This window comes from Pseudomonas sp. GW704-F2 (assembly GCF_059423025.1).
Genome location: NZ_JBWKXO010000016.1, coordinates 33392 through 51158 on the forward strand (window position 1 = coordinate 33392; position 17767 = coordinate 51158).

Sequence of the window (17767 nt, forward strand, 5' to 3'; positions counted from 1 at the left end):
GCAACACTCAAACCCCTTCCTCAAGCAAGTTTTGCCTGGCGAAGGGGTTTGTTTGTGAGTAGACGTATGATGAACGACACAGTCCAACCTTTGACCATGACCCTCCACGTTGGCGACGTTACGAGTGATAAGCGTGCGGCTCGCGATCAGCGTCATGATCTCTGGTTCAAGCGTTCAATGCTGGGCGCGGCAATGCTGGTGCTTTTGCTACTGGCGAGCATCGCCGCCTCGACACTTTGGGGCGGTAGTCTTGCGCTCAAGACTTTTGGCCTAGACTTTCTGACAAGCACTGAGTGGGATGCCGTCAACAATCACTTCGGTGCATTGGTGCCGATTTACGGCACCTTGGTGACCTCTTTTCTGGCGTTGCTGATTGCCGTTCCCGTCAGCTTTGGCATTGCGATTTTCCTTACTGAAGTAGCACCGCCTTGGCTGCGGATGCCCGTCGCCTCGGCGGTTGAATTACTTGCGGGAATCCCATCGATTATCTATGGCATGTGGGGGCTGTTCGTTTTCGGCCCGTTCATGGCAGAGCATCTATCGCCCTGGATCAATGACTATCTGGGTGAACTTCCTTTGGTCGGTTCGCTGTTTCAGGGGCCGCCATTAGGAATTGGCATGCTGACAGCGGGCATTGTGCTGGCAATCATGATCATGCCCTTCATCACCTCTGTCATGCATGAGGTGTTCCGTAGTGTTCCCACAACCCTAAAGGAGTCTGCTTACGCGTTAGGTAGCACTACTTGGGAAGTGGTCTGGGACATTGTCCTGCCTTACACGCGATCTGCGGTTGTCGGGGGCATTTTTCTAGGGCTCGGACGGGCATTGGGCGAGACCATGGCGGTGACTTTCGTGCTGGGTAATGCTCAACAGTTCTCCGCCTCCTTGCTGATGCCAAGCAGTTCCATCGCGTCAGTCATTGCCAACGAGTTCAGCGAAGCCTATACCGACCTGCATCGCTCCGCGCTCATCGCGCTGGGTTTCCTGCTGTTTGTCGTCACCTTTATTGTCTTGGCGTTAGCACGACTCCTACTGATGCGGCTGTCACGCAAGGAGGGTCTATGACTGGTAACGAACGTCTCTACCAAATCCGAGCCTTCAAGAATCGGCTAGCAATGGTACTCAGTTGTGGCGCCACAGCCTTCGGCCTCATTTGGTTGGTCTGGATTCTGTTGACTACGGTAATAAACGGATTCCAGGCGCTCAATCTTCGTCTCTTTACACAGATGACACCGCCGCCCGGTACGGAAGGTGGACTGGCAAATGCGTTCTATGGCAGTGCCCTGATGTCCGCTATCGCCCTGCTCATCGGTACGCCCATTGGCTTGATGGCGGGAATCTGGCTAGCGGAGTTCGCACGACACTCGCGCCTGGGCAACACAGTCCGCTTTATTAACGACATTCTGCTTTCGGCACCGTCCATTGTGCTGGGTCTGTTCATTTACACCGGCGTCATCCTGCCGTTGAACATACTGACTAACCACCAAGTCGGCTTCTCCGCTATCGCCGGCGCTCTGGCACTGGCGCTATTGGTGATTCCAGTGGTGGTGAGAACCACTGACGAGATGCTTCAACTGCAACCCTCAACCATGCGGGAAGCCGCACTGGCGTTAGGCGTCCCGCAATGGAAACTGACTCTGCAAATCGTACTGCGAGCTGCAAAAGCAGGCGTGGTGACCGGGGTGCTTCTCGCACTGGCCAGAATCACTGGTGAAACAGCGCCGCTGCTGTTTACAGCGTTCGGCAACCAGTTCTGGAGCAGCAATCTTCTGAAACCGATTGCCAGCGTGCCCGTAGTGGTTTTCCAGTACGCCATGAGCCCATTCGATGACTGGCACTCCCTAGCCTGGGCTGGCGCATTGGTGCTGACCTTGTTTGTACTGGTACTCAGCTTACTGTCCCGCTTGATCCTTTTACGCAATAGGTTGACCTGATGAATAGCCGTGACCTTGCCGACGAAAGAACAAAAATTCGCGTTCGTGGCCTGGAGTTTTTTTACAACAGCCAGCGCTCTCTTAAGTCCATCGATATGGATATTCCAGAGAAACGCATCACTGCGATCATTGGCCCTTCAGGTTGCGGGAAGTCGACGTTACTGCGGGTATTCAACCGCATCTACGCCATGTACCCGAAGCAGGAGGCGCGCGGCGAGGTGCTGCTTAACGGAGAGAATATTCTCGCGCCGGATTACTCGATGAACCGGCTACGTAGCCATATCGGCATGGTATTTCAGAAGCCAGTGCCGTTTCCGATGTCCATTTACGACAACGTTGCCTACGCCGTGCGCCACCATGAACAACTCTCCCGGTATGAGATGGATGCCCGCGTAGAGCAAGCCCTCAATGGTGCAGCGCTTTGGGACGAGGTAAAGGACAAGCTCAAACAAAGCGCACAAAGCCTGTCGGGTGGTCAGCAACAGCGCCTGTGTATCGCTCGCACCATCGCGCTGCGCCCCCAAGTATTACTTCTGGATGAGCCGACTTCCGCACTTGACCCAATCTCAACCGGGCGCATAGAGCAGTTGATTACTGAGTTGAAAGAGCAATATACCGTCATCATCGTGACCCACAACATGCAGCAAGCGGCTCGGGTTTCGGACTACACCGCCTTTATGTTTATGGGCGAATTGATTGAGCATGATGTGACCGATACCATCTTCACCAAACCAAAAATGAAGCAGACGGAAGACTACATTACAGGTCGCTTTGGATAACCAATCCCTTTCCTTCAGTACATAAGCTCTCAGCCCCTAGAGCGGCAAGGAGTTCGTCAGCTTGGTGAGAACATTAGTGGCCATCGCCATAAGCGCATCGTTTGGAGGGTGGCTACGCAGTATTTTGGGGTCGAAGCTCAAGGCTTTGTTTCCTAGCATGCCCGCAGGAGCGCTCGTAGCGAATTTAGTCGGGGGGTACTTCATTGGCCTGACCATCGGCTTTTGGGCGGATTCGCCGCTGCTCTTTCCTCGTTGGCACCTTGCGATCATCACAAGCTTTTGCATAGGGCTCGCGGTCTTCTCGCTAGCCTCGGCAGGATCGGCTACGTTAAGCCACAAAGAACGGTTTATTCCTGCAATTGGGGCTATCTCGCTTCATGTCATAGCGTTGTTTGCCATGACTGCGTTAGGAGCGCTCACATTCCAGTGGGTAGACGACATCGAAGCAAATGTCCTTGGGCATCGAGGATGCTGACTCAACTGGATGTTTTCGTCCCTGCCAAGTCAGATCAGTGGGCATCATTTGAGATTGTCAGTGAGGTGAATCACGGCTGGATATCATCCGTCCAGATTCAGGCCTTTGCCTCTCCCGTGTCGTCCTTCACATCAAACAATCCTGCAAAAAAAAGATGAAGTGTGTCCCAGGTACGCACCCACCAACCACCTGCTTCTCCCGCTTCTAACGCTATGAGTGATCGGGTAGTAAGTTTATTTACACCGTCATACAGCTCAAAACTCCCGACTACATCGCCGACAGCAATAGGAGCTTGTAGAGCGTTATTAATGTGTAGGCGCGTTTCTACCTTGCGACCACTATTCTTGGGTAGCGTGAGTGTCACATCATCGCGCAAGCCAACAGCGATTACGTCCTTGTCGCCTTTCCAAAGTCGCGGTTGAGCTAAAATTTTTCCGCCTTTCTGATAGGTATTCGTCTCAAAATTGCGAAAGCCATAGCTCAGGATCTTTTGAGCATCTTCCGCACGACTGTTCATCGTGGTCGAGCCAAATACTGCACTGATTAGGCGCCGCCCATCACGAACAGCAGAAGTCACCATGCAGTATCCGGCTTCCTCAGTATGGCCAGTCTTGAGGCCGTCAACACTCGGATCGCGCCAAAGGAGAAGATTCCGATTGGGTTGGCGAATGTTGTTCCAGGTGAAATATTTGTGCGCGTACAACGAGTAGTAAGCTGACTCATCGGTGATGATCGCCCGTGCAAGCCGAGCCATATCATGAGCTGAAGAATAGTGTTCAGGTGCCGGCAAGCCTGTAGGGTTCACAAAGTGGGTGTCAGTCAGCCCAAGTTTATTAGCTGTGACATTCATCAACCCAGCAAACGCATCTTCGCTACCCGCGATATGCTCAGATAGCGCCACACTGGCGTCATTGCCAGAGTCGATCACCACGCCGCGCAGTAGGTCTCGCACAGGCACAACGGCGCCCGGATCAAGAAACATTCTAGAACCGCCCGTTCTCCAGGCATTCTCACTGACAGTGACCGGGTCGTCGACCTTGAGGCGCCCAGCCTGTATCTCATTGGTAGCGACATAAACGGTCATCAATTTGGTCAGGCTGGCTGGGGGCAAGCGCATATCAGCGTTTTGGCTATCTATAACCGTACCGGTCGCTGCATCCATAAGCACCCAGGATTTTGCGCTCAGTTGCGGTGCTGCGGGGATCATCGCTCTCGGGGTAGGTGACGCAGGACTTGGGGTTGATACTGGAGCCGCCCAAGCTGGTGTCAAAAAAGAACACACAAGAATGAGTGTAAGCCGCAATTTAGGGTGTTTCACAAGTGCCCGCCTCGGATAGCAGAAAGACGCGCCAAACTAAGTTAGGACTTGTGATCGCTCAAATTAACCCAGGTTAAAATAAATTTAACTTGGCGCGGCAAGGGATGCTTTCACCTCTGGCAAAGGACAGATAATCGACACCGTGGCTCCGCAACCACGCGGTGACTCTTGGATGCTCAATACGAATCCATGCAACCGAACGATTGCCGATACCAGAGAAAGCCCCAACCCATGTCCAGGTTGCTGGCGAGTAGAGTCGACGCGATAAAGCCTGCGAATCACGCTTTCACGTTCTTCCTCAGGGATTCCAGGGCCATTATCAGAGACCTCGATATTGAGCGAGTTACCCGCCAGATAGCCCCTAAAGTGAATGACACCACCCTCGGGAGTAAATTTGATGGCGTTATCCAAAAGATTAACCAACGCCTCGAACAGAAGAGAAACATCACCCGATAAAGCCGGAAGATCCGCTGAAATCTCAAGGAGCAGTGTTAGCCCCTGTTCCTGTGCCAACGGTTCGAAAAATTCGTGCGCCTGCGTTATTAGGGCCGCAGGTTGAAAAGATTCAAATCCTGACCTTCTCCTCGTATCTTCAAGTTCAGATATTCGCAGCAGCCCTTGGAAGCGCAACATGATGGATTCGCTTTCTTCCAGTGCCATGTTCAAGGTCTCTGCATGAGAGCTATCCAGGGGTAACTGCTGTAGCTGGTCAAGATGGGCACGCAGGCGAGTCAGGGGTGTACGCAGATCGTGCGCAATACCGTCACACGCCCCCTTAACCTCATGCATAAGCTGCTCTATATGCTCGAGCATGACGTTGACAGCATTGGCCAACATGTCGAGCTCATCGCGGCGTGGAGACAGCGGAAGTCGTTCGCCGAGATTGCCCGATACGATACTTTCAGTGCAGCTTTGGAGTCGCTGTACCCTGCGTAGGGGCCTTCGCCTCAGGAGCCACCAACCGATCAGCCCAGGGATAAGGGTAAGAGAAAACCCCCAAAATAATGCTTGCTCGATAATACCGCCGACTGCGGAGATAGAGCCCCCATCGCGCGACAGGATCAAAATTCGACCATCGTCACGATGCTGCATCAGTGCATGACTGCTTCGGGTTTGCTCTCGTGGCAATGCAATGCTCAATCCTCTCTCGAGATAATGTACCTGGCCGTCACCTGGCAGACTTGCTCGCAAACGAAGCAGGTCGCCGGCGATATGGGTGCCGTCAGCTTCAAATAAGCCGTAGGCGTCGATCCCCGACGTCGAATACACCTCACTAGCGGCCAACTCGTCTTTTAGGCTGGCATCATCAATTTTTTGGTAATAGTGGGCTCGCTGCATCAATGTCCGCTCGGCAACAGCTCCGAGATAGGTTGATATTTTCCAATAAAGCACACCTGTAAAAACGGCTCCCCAAGCGATAAAAAACAAGGCGTAGAGCCCAAGAAGGCGGCTATTGGAGGAACGCCAACGCTCATTCCTGGGAGGCAAGAACATAACCAGAACCGCGTATGGTTTGAATAACGGGTGAATTTCCACCCTCGATTTTTTTACGCAGGCGACCGATATGGACATCAATAATGTTCGTGCCTGGATCGAAGTGATATCCCCAAACTGCCTGGAAAAGCATGGTTCTAGTAACCAGCTGACCCGCGTTGCGCATGAAATAAGTGAGCAGTTTGAACTCGGTTGGGAGAAGTGGGATCTGCACGCCCTCGCGACTGAGTGACTGCTCAATAAGATCAATATGGAGGTTGCCGACGCTCAGTAGGCGCTCACTCACACCGGCAAGCGGGCGCCTCAGCAGCACCTCCACCCTGGCGATCATTTCAACCGTAGAGAACGGTTTGGTCAGGTAGTCGTCGCCCCCTGAACGAAGCCCTTTGACCCGCTCATCGACATCTGACAATGCGCTGATCATCAAGACTGGCGTCTGAATACCGAGGCTTCGCAGCGTACTGATTATCGTCAAACCATCAAAATCAGGCAGCATCCGGTCAAGTGTTATCACATCATGCCCGCCAGAAATGGCCGCTGATAATCCATCACGACCGTTCGCCGTCCATAGAACTTCGAATCCATGGGAGGTCAGCGTGTTAACAATAGCCTTGGCTGTAACCTCATCGTCCTCTATCACCAGCGCGCGATTCATTTTTACTCCACACAACGATTGCAAACCTAAAGCTCGAGCGAGCTCCAAGCGCCGTAGGCTTTAAAGATCAGTGCAGCCTAGGTAGGGTGCATCGGGCGGTAAACTAAATATTTCTTAACCATCCTTAATTTCGTCTTTGCTTGAAAGGTGCCTATTTTTTCGCGCCCCCACTGCTAAATCTCATCTCTACACTCGATTCAGGATATCCCGTCATGACGAAGACCTTATCGAGGCTCGCATTGGCTTGCTTGTTTCTATTTGCAGATGGCATTGAGGCACAGGATGCCACTCCCACCAAAACGCTTACCCTCTTTACGACAGGAGGCTTCATCGCGGCGATTCAATCCATAGCCCCCCTTTATGAAAAAACGACAGGAATCAGCCTGGTAATTAAAGAATCCCCGCCCACCGGCAATACGCCAACGGCAATCGAAAATCTGTTGGAGAGCGGTCAAAAAGCAGATGTTGTAATCATGGAGGACTGGGAGCTGCGAAAGCTTATAGATCAAGGCCATTTGCAAAAAACGAGTCGAATTGAGCTTGCCAAGTCGTTCATTGCCATGGCCGTCCGCAAAGGCGCTAAAAAGCCCGATATAAGCACCATGAAGAACTTCAAAAAGACGTTGCTCAACGCAAAGTCTCTGGCTCTATCGGATACGCCCAGCGGAACATACCTGTCACGTATTCTCTTCCCTCAAATGCACATCTCAGAAAGGTTGAGGATCAAAACCAAAACGATTTCCGCGAAGCCTGTCGCAGAAGCAGTAGCCCGTGGCGAAGCGGAGATAGGCTTCCAACAATTGAGTGAGCTGATGCACATTGAAGGCATCGATGTGATTGGGCTTATCCCCGATCAGGTTCAGAAAATGACAATGTACTCAGCGGCCATCACCACAGGCAGCGTGCAGCAAGAGGAGGCTGCCACGCTATTAAAGTTCCTCAGTTCAGAGGCCGCTAGGAGTGCCATGAAGCTAGGCGGATTAACACCTGTTCGATGAACCCTGCTAGGAGCTGTGTGCTCTCTATTGGGCCACCGCCAGGATTGTAGTTGCTTTATGGTCGGTTATTTGAGGAGGCGATTTCGTTTGCCGACTCAAGCTTAAGCCATCAAGTTCTTGAGGGCTTAACGTGGCCCCTCTGTCAGACAGAATCAAGGCAAGAACTAGAATGGTAAAGCCTACTAACACTGGGAATGAGCCCAACCAGAATTGGATGCGTCGGCGGCGCTGGTATGCGTCCATTTTTACTAGCCCCTGTCGGCGTTGGCGAGTATTTCTCGCTTACTTATACTTCTGTTGCTCAATGCAATTTCTACCATCGATTACTAATAAGCACCAGGCTCCCACTATCTGATTTGACCTCCCTCAGGTCAGAAGCCGGAGAGCTTGCAAAGCAGCAAGGTGCCCCGGATAGAACCAGTAGCCCCATTGCCCGACCGGCCAGACCTTGAAGGTGAAAGTCTGACGAAGAAGCCAGAGCCCGATCAGGGGAGCCGCGAACGCGGAGCTCAAAGCCAACAATGAATAGATTTCCAAGTCCATCGCCCTGGTCACGATGCTGCTGCGGGTATTGCTCAACAGGCATAGAGCCGCTGGCAGCAACCAAAGAACACCGGGGCTCTTGATCGCTAACAAGACCGCCGATGGAAGGAGTGCTCCGTAGAAGCCATACATCAGTGGATCATCCAGCACGTAGGCAACTGCGGCGGCCATCAACGCCGTAGCGCCGCTCAACAAGGTGCGATATTGCAATCCCCACGCAATCAATAGCCCTAATGCCAGGGTAACCAACACGTTGAATGATCCCGAGGTGCTGATGTAGCGATAAGGCACTTCTGAAATGGCAGCAAACAACAGCATCAACGCAAGGTATCGACCATTCGTCGCCGTCAGCAATTCGCCCGGTTTGGAGCGCGCCACGTTGGCCGCAATGGCGACACAGAACAGCGGAAAAGACAGTCGTCCCAGAATAAACAGATTGCTCATCTCCGGCCACACCAAGCGCAAGTGATCGATAACCATGGTCAGCATCGCCAGCCACTTGATCAGATCCAGGCTAATGCTTCGGTTCTTGAGTGAAGGATGCGGGGTTGTATTAGCCGTCGTCATGTCCATCCCAATGTGACTGCGGTAAGCACGAGATAACGCACGCCCTTGGCCAGGGTGACGATCAGTAGGAAACTCCAAAATGGTTCGCGCATGACTCCGGCGACGACCGTCAGCGGATCGCCAATGATGGGCACCCAGCTCAGCAACAGTGACCAGCGCCCGCTGCGCATATAGGAGTGCTGGGCTTTTTCTAACTTGCTCTCGCTCAAGGGGAACCAGCGCTTGTGGCGGAATCGCTCAACAGAACGGCCCACAAACCAGTTCAGTGCGGAGCCAAGAACGTTGCCAAAAGTGGCGACCGCCAAGAGCGTAGATACGACGTACCGGTCGGAGAGCAACATTCCGACCAGCACGGCTTCAGACTGCATTGGCAATACCGTGGCGGCACCGAATGCCGCCAGGAATAGACCAACGTAGCTGGTGAGTTCAAACACGAAAGAGTCGCCTCAAGCGTTCAAGCCGATCCAGCCATGGAAGCCCACGTAGAGACCAACACCGATGATCAGGACACTGGAGAGGTAGGGCGCACGACGCGCAACGGTGCCGAACCACGGCCAACGGTTGGACGCCTGCTTGGCGCCAATCGCGGCTGCAGCACCGACGGTTACCAGTGTGAGTGCCAGACCAATGCTAAAACACAGGACTAGCACGCCACCCAAGGCGACCTCTTTGACCTGAAGACATAGCAACAGAACGGTGATAGCAGCCGGACAAGGAATCAAACCACCAGTCAGACCGAACATGATGATTTGGCCGGTGGTGACTTCGCGGTTAGTGAAGCGTTTACGGATATCGTTAGCATGAGCACGTTCGTGTGCATCCTGATAGCCGTCAATCGACAACTCCAGGCCTTCCAGTTCGGAATGCACATGGCCGTGATTATGCTCCTGGTAGTCCAAGTCATAATCATGGGAGTGCCCCGCGTGCCCAAGACTCAAGCGAGCACTGAACTCATGAGGCTCGGGGATATCGACTGCCGATTCCAGGAAGCCCTCGCGCTCGACGAAGGTGAACGACTGGGTGCTGCCGTCCGGACGGGTAGTCATCAGACGAACATCTGAGGCTGCCCAAGCGTGCCCGGTCAATGTCTTCATGCGCCAGTGCGGTGGCACACCGTCTTCGAAGATCGACAGCTCAACACGACCATGGCCAGTATCGATTCGGTGGGTTTCATCATGATGGCCGTGGTCATGCTCGCCATGGTGGTGATCATCACCTTGCTCGAACTTGAACATCTGCTCACCGCGCCATGTACGCCAAAGCATCCACAGCGCAATTACGATGATCAGGGCAGAGGATGCTAGCTGGAAGTATGGCTCAGTGGTTTGAGCGTCCAGGCCTTTGCCCAGATACATGCCGCCGATGGCGACCAGCCACACTACGGCGGTGTGCGATAGCGTTGCAGCCAGCCCCAGCAATACGGCCTGTTTTACCGAGCCACGGATGGCCACGATGAAAGCCGCCATCATGGTTTTTGAATGGCCCGGTTCAAGCCCATGTAAAGCACCGAGCAGAATGGCGCTCGGGAAGTACAGCCAGGCGTGCGAACCACCCTGTTGCAAGAGTTCAGCGAAGTTGGGCATATCAGACCTAAAGGTACTTGGTGATTTGTTTGAAAGCTTCCAGCGGTGCACGCTCTCCATTGCCCAGCGCCGAAACGGTGTCCTCAAGGCAGTGATCAATGTGATCTTGGATGAGCGTTCGTTTTGCCTGACATACGGCTTTCTCAACTGCATGCAACTGCTGAGCAATGTCCACGCACTCACGACCCTCTTCGATCATGGTGATGATGCCGCGTAAATGGCCGTCCGCTCGTTTGAGGCGCTTGATGATCGCCTCATGACTTTGGTGGGTGTGGGGATGGCTGTGTTCGTGTTCGTGCTCACTCATGACTTGAGCCTCAGGCCTCAATGAATTACGCTGGCATCGTATCCCCCCTAGGGGGATACGGTCAAACGAATCAAAGCCCTACAAAACGAGTTGAAACCCGAACACTATGTTCAGCAAAACACTGACAATGACGGTGGTAATCGCACTTGCTCTCGCCATGTTTGTGGCTTGGGCCGGGCACACCTATACGTTGTCGGTGACATCGAAACAGCCAGCCTGGGAGATTGCGCAAGACGCACATCACTCCCATGAGCAGCAGGCAGAGATGTCGAGCGCGAGCTACTCGGATCATTACCACTCGCCGTTGACCCCTGACCATCAGCACGAAACGCCACAGCTCACGTCCGCGTTGAGTTTGGCTGCACAGCCAAAGCTGTCCATACGAGTTGATGCGCGCAGATATTCCGTTCCTCGTCCGCCGATTTTCTTGATCGAGCGTCCGCCCCGTCCTTCGTTCGCATCCTGACCATGGCCGCACTGCGGCCTTTGATCCCTGCAACGTAGGATTGATCTATGCATTCGCACTCAATGAGTGGCGTTGTCGCATTCACTGCGCCATCGCACCGCCCACTACTGCTGTTGTTTTTACTTGTCGCTGCACTTTTCCTCGGGATGCCCGAGGCGATGGCTCATGCCGTCGCGGAAGGTGACAAGGGCTTCATCCAGGAAAGTTCCGGCGTCATGTTGCTGCCCTTCATCTACATGGGCGCCAAGCACATGATGACGGGGTACGACCACCTGCTGTTTCTGTTCGGGGTGATCTTCTTCCTCTACCGCCTGAAAGACGTGGGGCTCTACGTCACGCTATTCGCTGTAGGCCACTCGGTTACGCTGCTGCTGGGCGTGCTGACCGAGATCAGCATCAGCTCCTACATCATCGACGCCATCATTGGTTTCTCTGTGGTGTACAAGGCGCTCGATAACTTGGGTGCATTCCAGCGCTGGTTCGGCTTCCAACCCAACACCAAGGTGGCCACGCTAATCTTCGGCCTGCTCCATGGTTTCGGTCTAGCCACCAAGATTCAGGAGTACGAGATCTCGCCTGATGGCCTGATTCCCAACCTGATCGCCTTCAACGTCGGCGTCGAGATCGGCCAATTGCTGGCCCTCAGCGCGATTCTCATTCTGATGGGGTATTGGCGGCGCACCGGCAGTTTCTGGCGCCACGCCTATACCGCCAACGTCGCCATGATGAGTGCCGGTTTCCTGCTGATGGGTTACCAGCTGACTGGCCTATTTGTCTCTGCGTAAGGAATTCTGACCATGTTCAATACTCCGCTTCCAACTGTTAATGAATTGCCCAGCACTCGCAAACTGTTACGTTCGACTGTCATTGCAATACTGGTTGCTGCCGGTCTTCTGGTAACGGTCGTAATGCCTTCGGAATACGCCATTGATCCTACAGGTTTGGGTCGAGCACTCGGGCTGACCCAGATGGGCGAATTGAAGATCATCCTTGCCCAAGAGGCTTTGGCGGATACAGCGCCACCTCAACAAGCCCCTTCAGCTCCGGCTCCGGCGCAGCAGGTTGCGCAAGTCCAACCTGTTGCGAAACCCGTTGCTCCGCCAGTGGCGATACCTACCTCTGCTCTGAAGACCAATCAAATCACCGTCATGCTCAAGCCTGGTGAAGGGAAAGAAATCAAACTGGAAGTCCTGAAGGGCAGGACTGTCAGCTATGAATGGACAGCGGTTGGCGGGCCAGTGAACTACGAGACCCATGGCGAGCCCTACAACGCTAAAAAAGGCTATTTCCACAGTTATGGTAAAGGCAAACAAGTCAAAGATAACCAGGGAGAATTTACCGCGATTTTTGACGGTACTCATGGCTGGTTTTGGCGTAACCGCAGCAACAGTGACGTGACCATTTCACTGAAAGCCACCGGCGATTACTTGAGCGTCAAACAGTAATCCTATGCGGCGATGGCTGTTCTGCTGTCGAAAGGCAGCGTTCAGCCTAACCACGGAAATTTCTTTATCCATTTTTTGAAGAGTGCTCCCGTGAAAACTCAAACGACCCTGATCCGTTCGATGCTCCTGATCTGCTTCCTTGGCCTGATGGCGGCATGCGATGGTGGCGAAAAACTTCATACCGCCGAAAGTGCTGAACACGGCCACTCACACGAGTAAAACCCTGCAAAGATAAAGCTAAATTTGCGAGGTTATTGAAGGGCTGGCATTTGGATCGGCGTGGCCGGCACTTCTTGGGTTGTCCAATCCAGGGAGTTAAACCGGCCACGTTGAGCCAGAGGGACTACTCGTCGACGGATGCTAGACACTGATACTTACCGAAGGCTTCGATATCTATCGTAGCCATGCAACCGATACCGAGCGCTATGCTGTCATGGCGCAAACCCAACCCTTGACCGCCACCTATTGGCAGGCTTCAGGTTGGCAGAAACTGCCGGCGCGGCATATCGATCTGATGGACGAGACGAATGGGCACCTGATGTTCCAGTGAGCAGATGATCTGACCTGAGGAATTATTGACTCTTCAGCAACAGTAAGAGAAGAGCTGTTGAGGCAAGCAATGCCCCCACGACGAAGGTGCTGTCTGATCCGATGCTTTGCCATAGCCAGCCCGCAAGAACACTGGCGATCAGCATGCATACACCACTGACCAAATTGAAAATACCGAAGGCGGTGCCCTTAAGTTTTCCAGGCGCTTTATCGGCTACAAGCGAGGCAAGAATGCCTTGGCTGAATCCCATATGAAGCCCCCACAATGCAACGCCCAGCATCATCGTGATGGCAAAGCTGGACTGAGCAAGCACCAGATCCGCTAGGATGAGTAATCCCATCCCCACAACGAGCAGTTTCGTACGGCTGATACGATCAGATAGCCAACCGGCAGGGTAAGCAGACAAGGTATAGAAAAGTGCCATTACCACCATCACCAGTGGAGTCCAGGTGGCCGAAAAGCCTAACTGTTGGGCCCGTAATACCAGAAACGCTTCACTGAACCGGGCTAGTGTAAATACCCCGCCAATGACAACAACCCACCAGTACCCAGACGAGAAGTCGAGCAAGGCTCTCCAATGAATCGGAGAGCGAAATTTGTGTTCACTGGGGGCGTGTACGGGCTCTTTTACTCCTGTGACAATTAGAGTCACCGCTATTGCTGCAGGAATCACTGCAACCCACAGTACAAGCTGTATGTCTGCGAGCCACAACATCAGCAATATGGCCAGAGCGGGGCCAAGAACGGCTCCTACGGTATCCATCGATTGTCTTAACCCAAAGCAGGCGCCCCGGATCTCTGGTGGCGAAACATCTGCGACCAGTGCATCTCGCGGTGCGCCACGAATCCCTTTACCGATACGATCCAGAAAGCGAGCAGTGAAGACCACCTCAACCGAGTGAGCCAAAGGGAAAAGCGGCTTGGTCAGGGCGGCCAAACCATATCCAAGTAGCATTAGTCCTTTGCGTCGCCCTATAAAGTCGCTGATGGCGCCAGAGAATATTTTGACGAACATGGCGGTCGACTCGGCAATCCCCTCTATCACCCCTACAGTCAATGCACTCGCGCCCAACGTAGTGACTAAAAACACAGGCAGCAAACTGTGTACCAGCTCAGACGATAGATCCATGAACAGGCTAACAAAGCCCAACGCCCAGATCGTGCGCGGAATCCGAAGACGCTCAACATTTGTATTAGGACTATCGCTGCTCATATTTTCATCCTGTACTCGTCGGTGCCGCAGAGAGGTATGGAAAGGCAGCGCCCCTTCCACGTGACTATCTCACTCGCGTGGACTGCAGATAGTAGTAGGAAGAAATGGTGCCCAAGATATGGAGGTTACACGGTAACCGTCCGGCCAGCACCCTCTCCTGACAGCCCTCCAAATTGGCCAAGATAGTGGACACCATTTTTTAGTGGACACTATCTTGGATACAGTTGCCCCCGCTCGTCGAACCGGCCGCCGCCCCAACTTCCCGTTGGACTTCAAACGCCAGGTCGTTGAGGCCACGTTTCAGCCTGGCGCCTCCGTGTCGTTGATCGCTCGTGAGCATGACGTCAATGCCAACCTGGTGTTTCGCTGGCGGCACCAGTATCAGGAAGGAGCCTTCGGCCCGGTTAACCAGAGTGCAACATTTTTGCCTGTCCAGGTGATCGAGGCGTCGCCGGATGTCTCGCAAGCCGCCCGGCCTCAATTCGAGTTTCATTCCGAGCTGGTTGTTGAAGTGGGTAAAGCCACGCTACGCATCACTGGCACGCCAGAACCGCAGACCTTGCAACTCATCTTGCAGCAGTTACTGCGATGATTGCTCCTCCTGCTGGAACCCGCATCTGGATCGCCGCCGGCGTCACGGACATGCGCCGTGGCTTCGACGGTTTAGCCGCGCTGGTGCAGACTCAGCTTGAAGCCGATCCTTTCTCGGGTCAGATCTTTGCTTTTCGCGGACGGCGCGGTGACCGGATCAAACTGCTATGGTGGGACGGCGACGGGTTGTGCCTGTTTTGCAAACGGCTGGAACAAGGGCGCTTCGTCTGGCCGCAAGCAACCAGCGGCAGCGTGTCGCTGACGGCTGCGCAGTTGTCGATGCTGTTGGAAGGCATTGATTGGCGCAGGCCAATTCGTACAGCGCCCGTCCTCGCGGTCTGACTTGCCACGCTGAAAAAATCCCAAGTAACATTCGGTCATGACTCTCGCGACCGACTCCCTGCCTAACGATCTTCAAGCCTTGAAGGCTCTGGTCTCTGCCCAGCGGGCAGAGATTGAGCGTTTGAAAATGATGATCGCCAAGCTGCGTCGTATGCAGTTCGGTCGCAGCTCCGAGCAACTGGACGCGATGATCGATCAGCTCCAACTGAGTCTTGAAGAGTTGCAAGTCAGCCAGACTGAACTGACACCGCCAACCGAACCGCCATCTCGCCCTGTCTCTCGGCGCAAGCCATTACCTGAACACTTGCCTCGCGAAATTCACGTCCATCAGCCTGAATCAAAATGTTCTGGCTGCGGTGGGAAACTTCGCCATTTGGGCGAGGATGTGTCGGAGGTGCTGGAGTACGTCCCGGCGCGTTTCAAAGTGATCCGCCATGTTCGCCCGAAGCTGGTTTGCCGCTGCTGCGAGCACATCGCTCAGGTGCCGGCACCGAGTCGCCCGATAGCCCGAGGCCTTGCAGGCCCTGGGCTACTGGCCCACGTGCTGGTCTCCAAGTTTGTTGACCATTTGCCGCTGTATCGGCAATCCGAGATTTACGCCCGTGAGGGCGTGGAGCTGGAGCGCTCAACCCTGGCCGACTGGGTCGGCCAGAGCAGTCAATTACTCAGGCCGCTGATCAGCGCCCTTGAACGCCATGTCATGAGCGGCCATAAAGTCCATGCCGACGACACGCCGATTGGTGTACTTGCGCCGGGCAACGGCAAAACCAAAACGGCTCGCCTGTGGACGTACGTGCGGGACGACCGACCTGCGGGCGACTCAACACCGGCAGCGGTATGGTTTGCCTACTCGCCGGATCGCAAGGGGCAACATCCCCGCGCTCATCTCAAGAGTTTCAGCGGGATCTTGCAGGCTGACGGCTACGCCGGTTTTGCTCAGCTTTATGCTAAAGGCACCATTCAGGAAGCCGCCTGCTGGGCTCACGCCCGCCGCAAGTTTTACGATGTCTACAAAGATCAGGCTTCACCACTTGCCAGCGAGGCGCTGCAACGGATTGCGGCCCTGTATGCCATCGAGAGCGAGATCCGAGGACAGCCGCCAGATCAGAGAAAAGCGGTTCGACAAAGCCGGGCCAGTCCGCTGCTGGAACAACTACACGCATGGCTTAACCAGACGCTGACTCAACTGTCGAAAAAATCGGCATTGGGCGGTGCGATCCTCTATGCCCTCAACCGGTGGCAGGCGCTGACGCGTTACTGCAATGACGGCCGAATCGAAATCGACAACAATGCCGCCGAACGCGCGTTACGCGCCGTCGCATTGGGTCGAAAAAATTACCTGTTTGCCGGTTCCGATGCAGGCGGAGAACGAGCGGCTGCGATTTACAGCCTGGTGGGCACTGCCAAGTTAAACGGGTTAAATCCACAGGCCTATCTGACCTACGTGCTTGAGCGCATTGCCGAACACTCGATCAATCGGGTGAGCGAGTTGCTGCCCTGGAACATTTCTTTGAACCACACTGAACACTGCGAGGCCGCCTGATCCATGGTTAAAACTGTCCGTTTACCCAAACCCGCCTCCGACTTGTTGCTGCTGCACATTGAGCTGAAGTGGATCACTCCGACGATCTGGCGTCGGTTCGCGGTGCCTGAAAATATTACCTTGGGCAAACTGCACCATGTCATCCAGGTCGTGATGGGCTGGAGTGATAGCCATCTGCATGAGTTTGAAATTGCCGGTGAGAATTACGGTATTCCCGATCCTGATGGCTGGGGGCCGACGGTGAACCCGGAAGCCCGTAAAACGCTGATCAAGGCGCTGAACGGAAAGCGGACATTTAATTATCTTTACGACTTTGGTGACAGTTGGCATCACCGTATCAAGGTCGAAAAAATGCTACCTGCTATTGCCTGTCCTCAGGTTCCGTATTGCATCGACGGCGCCAATGCTTGCCCACCGGAAGACGTAGGTGGCGGGCCTGGCTATGAGGAGTTTCTAGAAGCGATGGCCAACCCCGATCATCCAGAGCATGACGCGATGGTTGAATGGTATGGAGATGTTTTTGATCCAGCGGCATTTGAGTGCGAGCGCGTGAACCAGTGGTTTAAACGGATTAAGATTTGAGTTGCAAGACGGTGTAGCTCGGACGCTTACGTTACACGGGACACACCTAGGCATCTGCCTGTCAAAAAATTCATTTTGTGGGGATGAGCGTGAAATGCCCCTAGCTTCAGTATTAGCCCAAGCCAGAAAACATTCTGATGGCTAAACCTAAACACTGGAGATTTGCCATGAAAACCCTGAAAGCTCTTTTGATCGTAACCTTGATGAGTGCCTCTGTAGCTGCCATGGCAGAAGGCGGTGGCGATACAGTAACTGCAAAGATGGAGGCCGCAAGAGAGTCTGCGATGGCAACGTACCAGCAGTCTGAACACGCAACCGCCGTTGCCAGCAATCAGAAAGCGCCATCCAATGATGTCGAATGCACAAATTGATATTACGCAAT

Annotated in this window: 21 protein-coding genes; 13 read left to right on the forward strand and 8 right to left on the reverse strand. The window is 53.9% G+C overall.

Annotation, left to right across the window (positions count from 1 at the left end; genetic code table 11):
- The first annotated feature begins 69 nt into the window (after positions 1-69).
- The 4 genes from pstC (at position 70) to AC07W0_RS15320 (ending at position 3188) form a co-directional block, all read left to right on the forward strand.
- Positions 70-1065 (forward strand): phosphate ABC transporter permease subunit PstC, encoded by a 996-nt coding sequence (gene pstC, locus AC07W0_RS15305; protein WP_057005900.1) that lies wholly within the window; start codon positions 70-72, stop codon positions 1063-1065.
- On the forward strand, positions 1062-1934 hold the full coding sequence (gene pstA, locus AC07W0_RS15310) for a phosphate ABC transporter permease PstA (protein ID WP_057005890.1): 873 nt from the start codon (positions 1062-1064) through the stop codon (positions 1932-1934). The genes pstC and pstA overlap by 4 nt, the downstream gene beginning before the upstream one ends.
- Entirely contained in the window at positions 1934-2713 is a 780-nt protein-coding gene (gene pstB, locus AC07W0_RS15315) for a phosphate ABC transporter ATP-binding protein PstB (protein ID WP_057005889.1), read from the forward strand. Before pstA ends, pstB begins: the two co-directional genes overlap by 1 nt.
- 76 nt (positions 2714-2789) lie before the next feature.
- Positions 2790-3188: a CrcB family protein gene (locus AC07W0_RS15320; protein WP_325073710.1), complete on the forward strand. Its 399-nt coding sequence runs from the start codon at positions 2790-2792 to the stop codon at positions 3186-3188.
- A 97-nt stretch (positions 3189-3285) separates the two neighbouring features.
- Here AC07W0_RS15320 and AC07W0_RS15325 read toward each other — a convergent pair whose 3' ends face one another.
- The 3 genes from AC07W0_RS15325 to AC07W0_RS15335 form a co-directional block, all read right to left on the reverse strand.
- Positions 3286-4506, reverse strand: a complete 1221-nt coding sequence (locus AC07W0_RS15325; RefSeq protein WP_234427168.1) for a D-alanyl-D-alanine carboxypeptidase family protein — start codon at positions 4504-4506, stop codon at positions 3286-3288.
- Between the two features lie 84 nt (positions 4507-4590).
- The gene (locus AC07W0_RS15330) at positions 4591-6000 is read right to left on the reverse strand and encodes a sensor histidine kinase (RefSeq protein WP_046482245.1); all 1410 of its coding nucleotides are present in this window, start codon (positions 5998-6000) and stop codon (positions 4591-4593) included.
- Positions 5978-6655 (reverse strand): response regulator transcription factor, encoded by a 678-nt coding sequence (locus AC07W0_RS15335; RefSeq protein WP_046482248.1) that lies wholly within the window; start codon positions 6653-6655, stop codon positions 5978-5980. Before AC07W0_RS15335 ends, AC07W0_RS15330 begins: the two co-directional genes overlap by 23 nt.
- A 212-nt stretch (positions 6656-6867) precedes the next feature.
- Between AC07W0_RS15335 and AC07W0_RS15340 the strand changes: the two genes are divergently transcribed.
- On the forward strand, positions 6868-7653 hold the full coding sequence (locus AC07W0_RS15340; protein WP_046482250.1) for a substrate-binding domain-containing protein: 786 nt from the start codon (positions 6868-6870) through the stop codon (positions 7651-7653).
- Positions 7654-8019: 366 nt separating this feature from the next.
- On the opposite strand, the gene AC07W0_RS15345 is transcribed toward AC07W0_RS15340, so the two are convergent.
- The 4 genes from AC07W0_RS15345 to AC07W0_RS15360 are packed head-to-tail and all read right to left on the reverse strand — an operon-like array spanning position 8020 to position 10653.
- A complete protein-coding gene (locus AC07W0_RS15345; RefSeq protein ID WP_046482252.1) occupies positions 8020-8763 on the reverse strand; it encodes a TraX family protein in 744 nt (247 codons plus the stop codon).
- Positions 8760-9197, reverse strand: coding sequence for a YqaA family protein (locus tag AC07W0_RS15350; RefSeq protein WP_046482254.1), 438 nt, complete (start codon positions 9195-9197; stop codon positions 8760-8762). Before AC07W0_RS15350 ends, AC07W0_RS15345 begins: the two co-directional genes overlap by 4 nt.
- Before the next feature lie 12 nt (positions 9198-9209).
- Complete coding sequence (locus AC07W0_RS15355; RefSeq protein ID WP_046482256.1) at positions 9210-10346, reverse strand: nickel/cobalt efflux protein RcnA; 1137 nt, start codon at positions 10344-10346, stop codon at positions 9210-9212.
- Positions 10347-10353: 7 nt separating this feature from the next.
- Complete coding sequence (locus AC07W0_RS15360; RefSeq protein WP_032894820.1) at positions 10354-10653, reverse strand: metal-sensing transcriptional repressor; 300 nt, start codon at positions 10651-10653, stop codon at positions 10354-10356.
- Between the two features lie 513 nt (positions 10654-11166).
- On the opposite strand from AC07W0_RS15360, the gene AC07W0_RS15365 reads away from it, so the two are divergent.
- From AC07W0_RS15365 to AC07W0_RS15375, 3 genes are read left to right on the forward strand one after another with little or no spacing between them, the layout of a single operon-like run.
- Positions 11167-11904: a HupE/UreJ family protein gene (locus AC07W0_RS15365; RefSeq protein ID WP_057005885.1), complete on the forward strand. Its 738-nt coding sequence runs from the start codon at positions 11167-11169 to the stop codon at positions 11902-11904.
- A gap of 12 nt (positions 11905-11916) precedes the next feature.
- Positions 11917-12564 (forward strand): hypothetical protein, encoded by a 648-nt coding sequence (locus tag AC07W0_RS15370; RefSeq protein ID WP_057005884.1) that lies wholly within the window; start codon positions 11917-11919, stop codon positions 12562-12564.
- A gap of 12 nt (positions 12565-12576) precedes the next feature.
- Entirely contained in the window at positions 12577-12783 is a 207-nt protein-coding gene (locus AC07W0_RS15375) for a hypothetical protein (protein ID WP_057005883.1), read from the forward strand.
- A gap of 353 nt (positions 12784-13136) precedes the next feature.
- Here AC07W0_RS15375 and AC07W0_RS15380 read toward each other — a convergent pair whose 3' ends face one another.
- A complete protein-coding gene (locus AC07W0_RS15380) occupies positions 13137-14327 on the reverse strand; it encodes an MFS transporter (protein ID WP_102617664.1) in 1191 nt (396 codons plus the stop codon).
- A 214-nt stretch (positions 14328-14541) separates the two neighbouring features.
- On the opposite strand from AC07W0_RS15380, the gene tnpA reads away from it, so the two are divergent.
- From tnpA to AC07W0_RS15405, 5 genes are all read left to right on the forward strand, one after another.
- The gene (gene tnpA / locus AC07W0_RS15385; protein ID WP_158243614.1) at positions 14542-14919 is read left to right on the forward strand and encodes an IS66-like element accessory protein TnpA; all 378 of its coding nucleotides are present in this window, start codon (positions 14542-14544) and stop codon (positions 14917-14919) included.
- The gene (tnpB, locus tag AC07W0_RS15390; protein ID WP_020723502.1) at positions 14916-15260 is read left to right on the forward strand and encodes an IS66 family insertion sequence element accessory protein TnpB; all 345 of its coding nucleotides are present in this window, start codon (positions 14916-14918) and stop codon (positions 15258-15260) included. Before tnpA ends, tnpB begins: the two co-directional genes overlap by 4 nt.
- Positions 15261-15297: 37 nt before the next feature.
- A complete protein-coding gene (gene tnpC, locus AC07W0_RS15395; RefSeq protein WP_034112254.1) occupies positions 15298-16803 on the forward strand; it encodes an IS66 family transposase in 1506 nt (501 codons plus the stop codon).
- A 3-nt stretch (positions 16804-16806) separates the two neighbouring features.
- Entirely contained in the window at positions 16807-17385 is a 579-nt protein-coding gene (locus AC07W0_RS15400) for a plasmid pRiA4b ORF-3 family protein (RefSeq protein ID WP_034112255.1), read from the forward strand.
- A gap of 167 nt (positions 17386-17552) precedes the next feature.
- Entirely contained in the window at positions 17553-17756 is a 204-nt protein-coding gene (locus AC07W0_RS15405; RefSeq protein WP_017850086.1) for a co-regulatory protein PtrA N-terminal domain-containing protein, read from the forward strand.
- Positions 17757-17767: the final 11 nt, after the last annotated feature.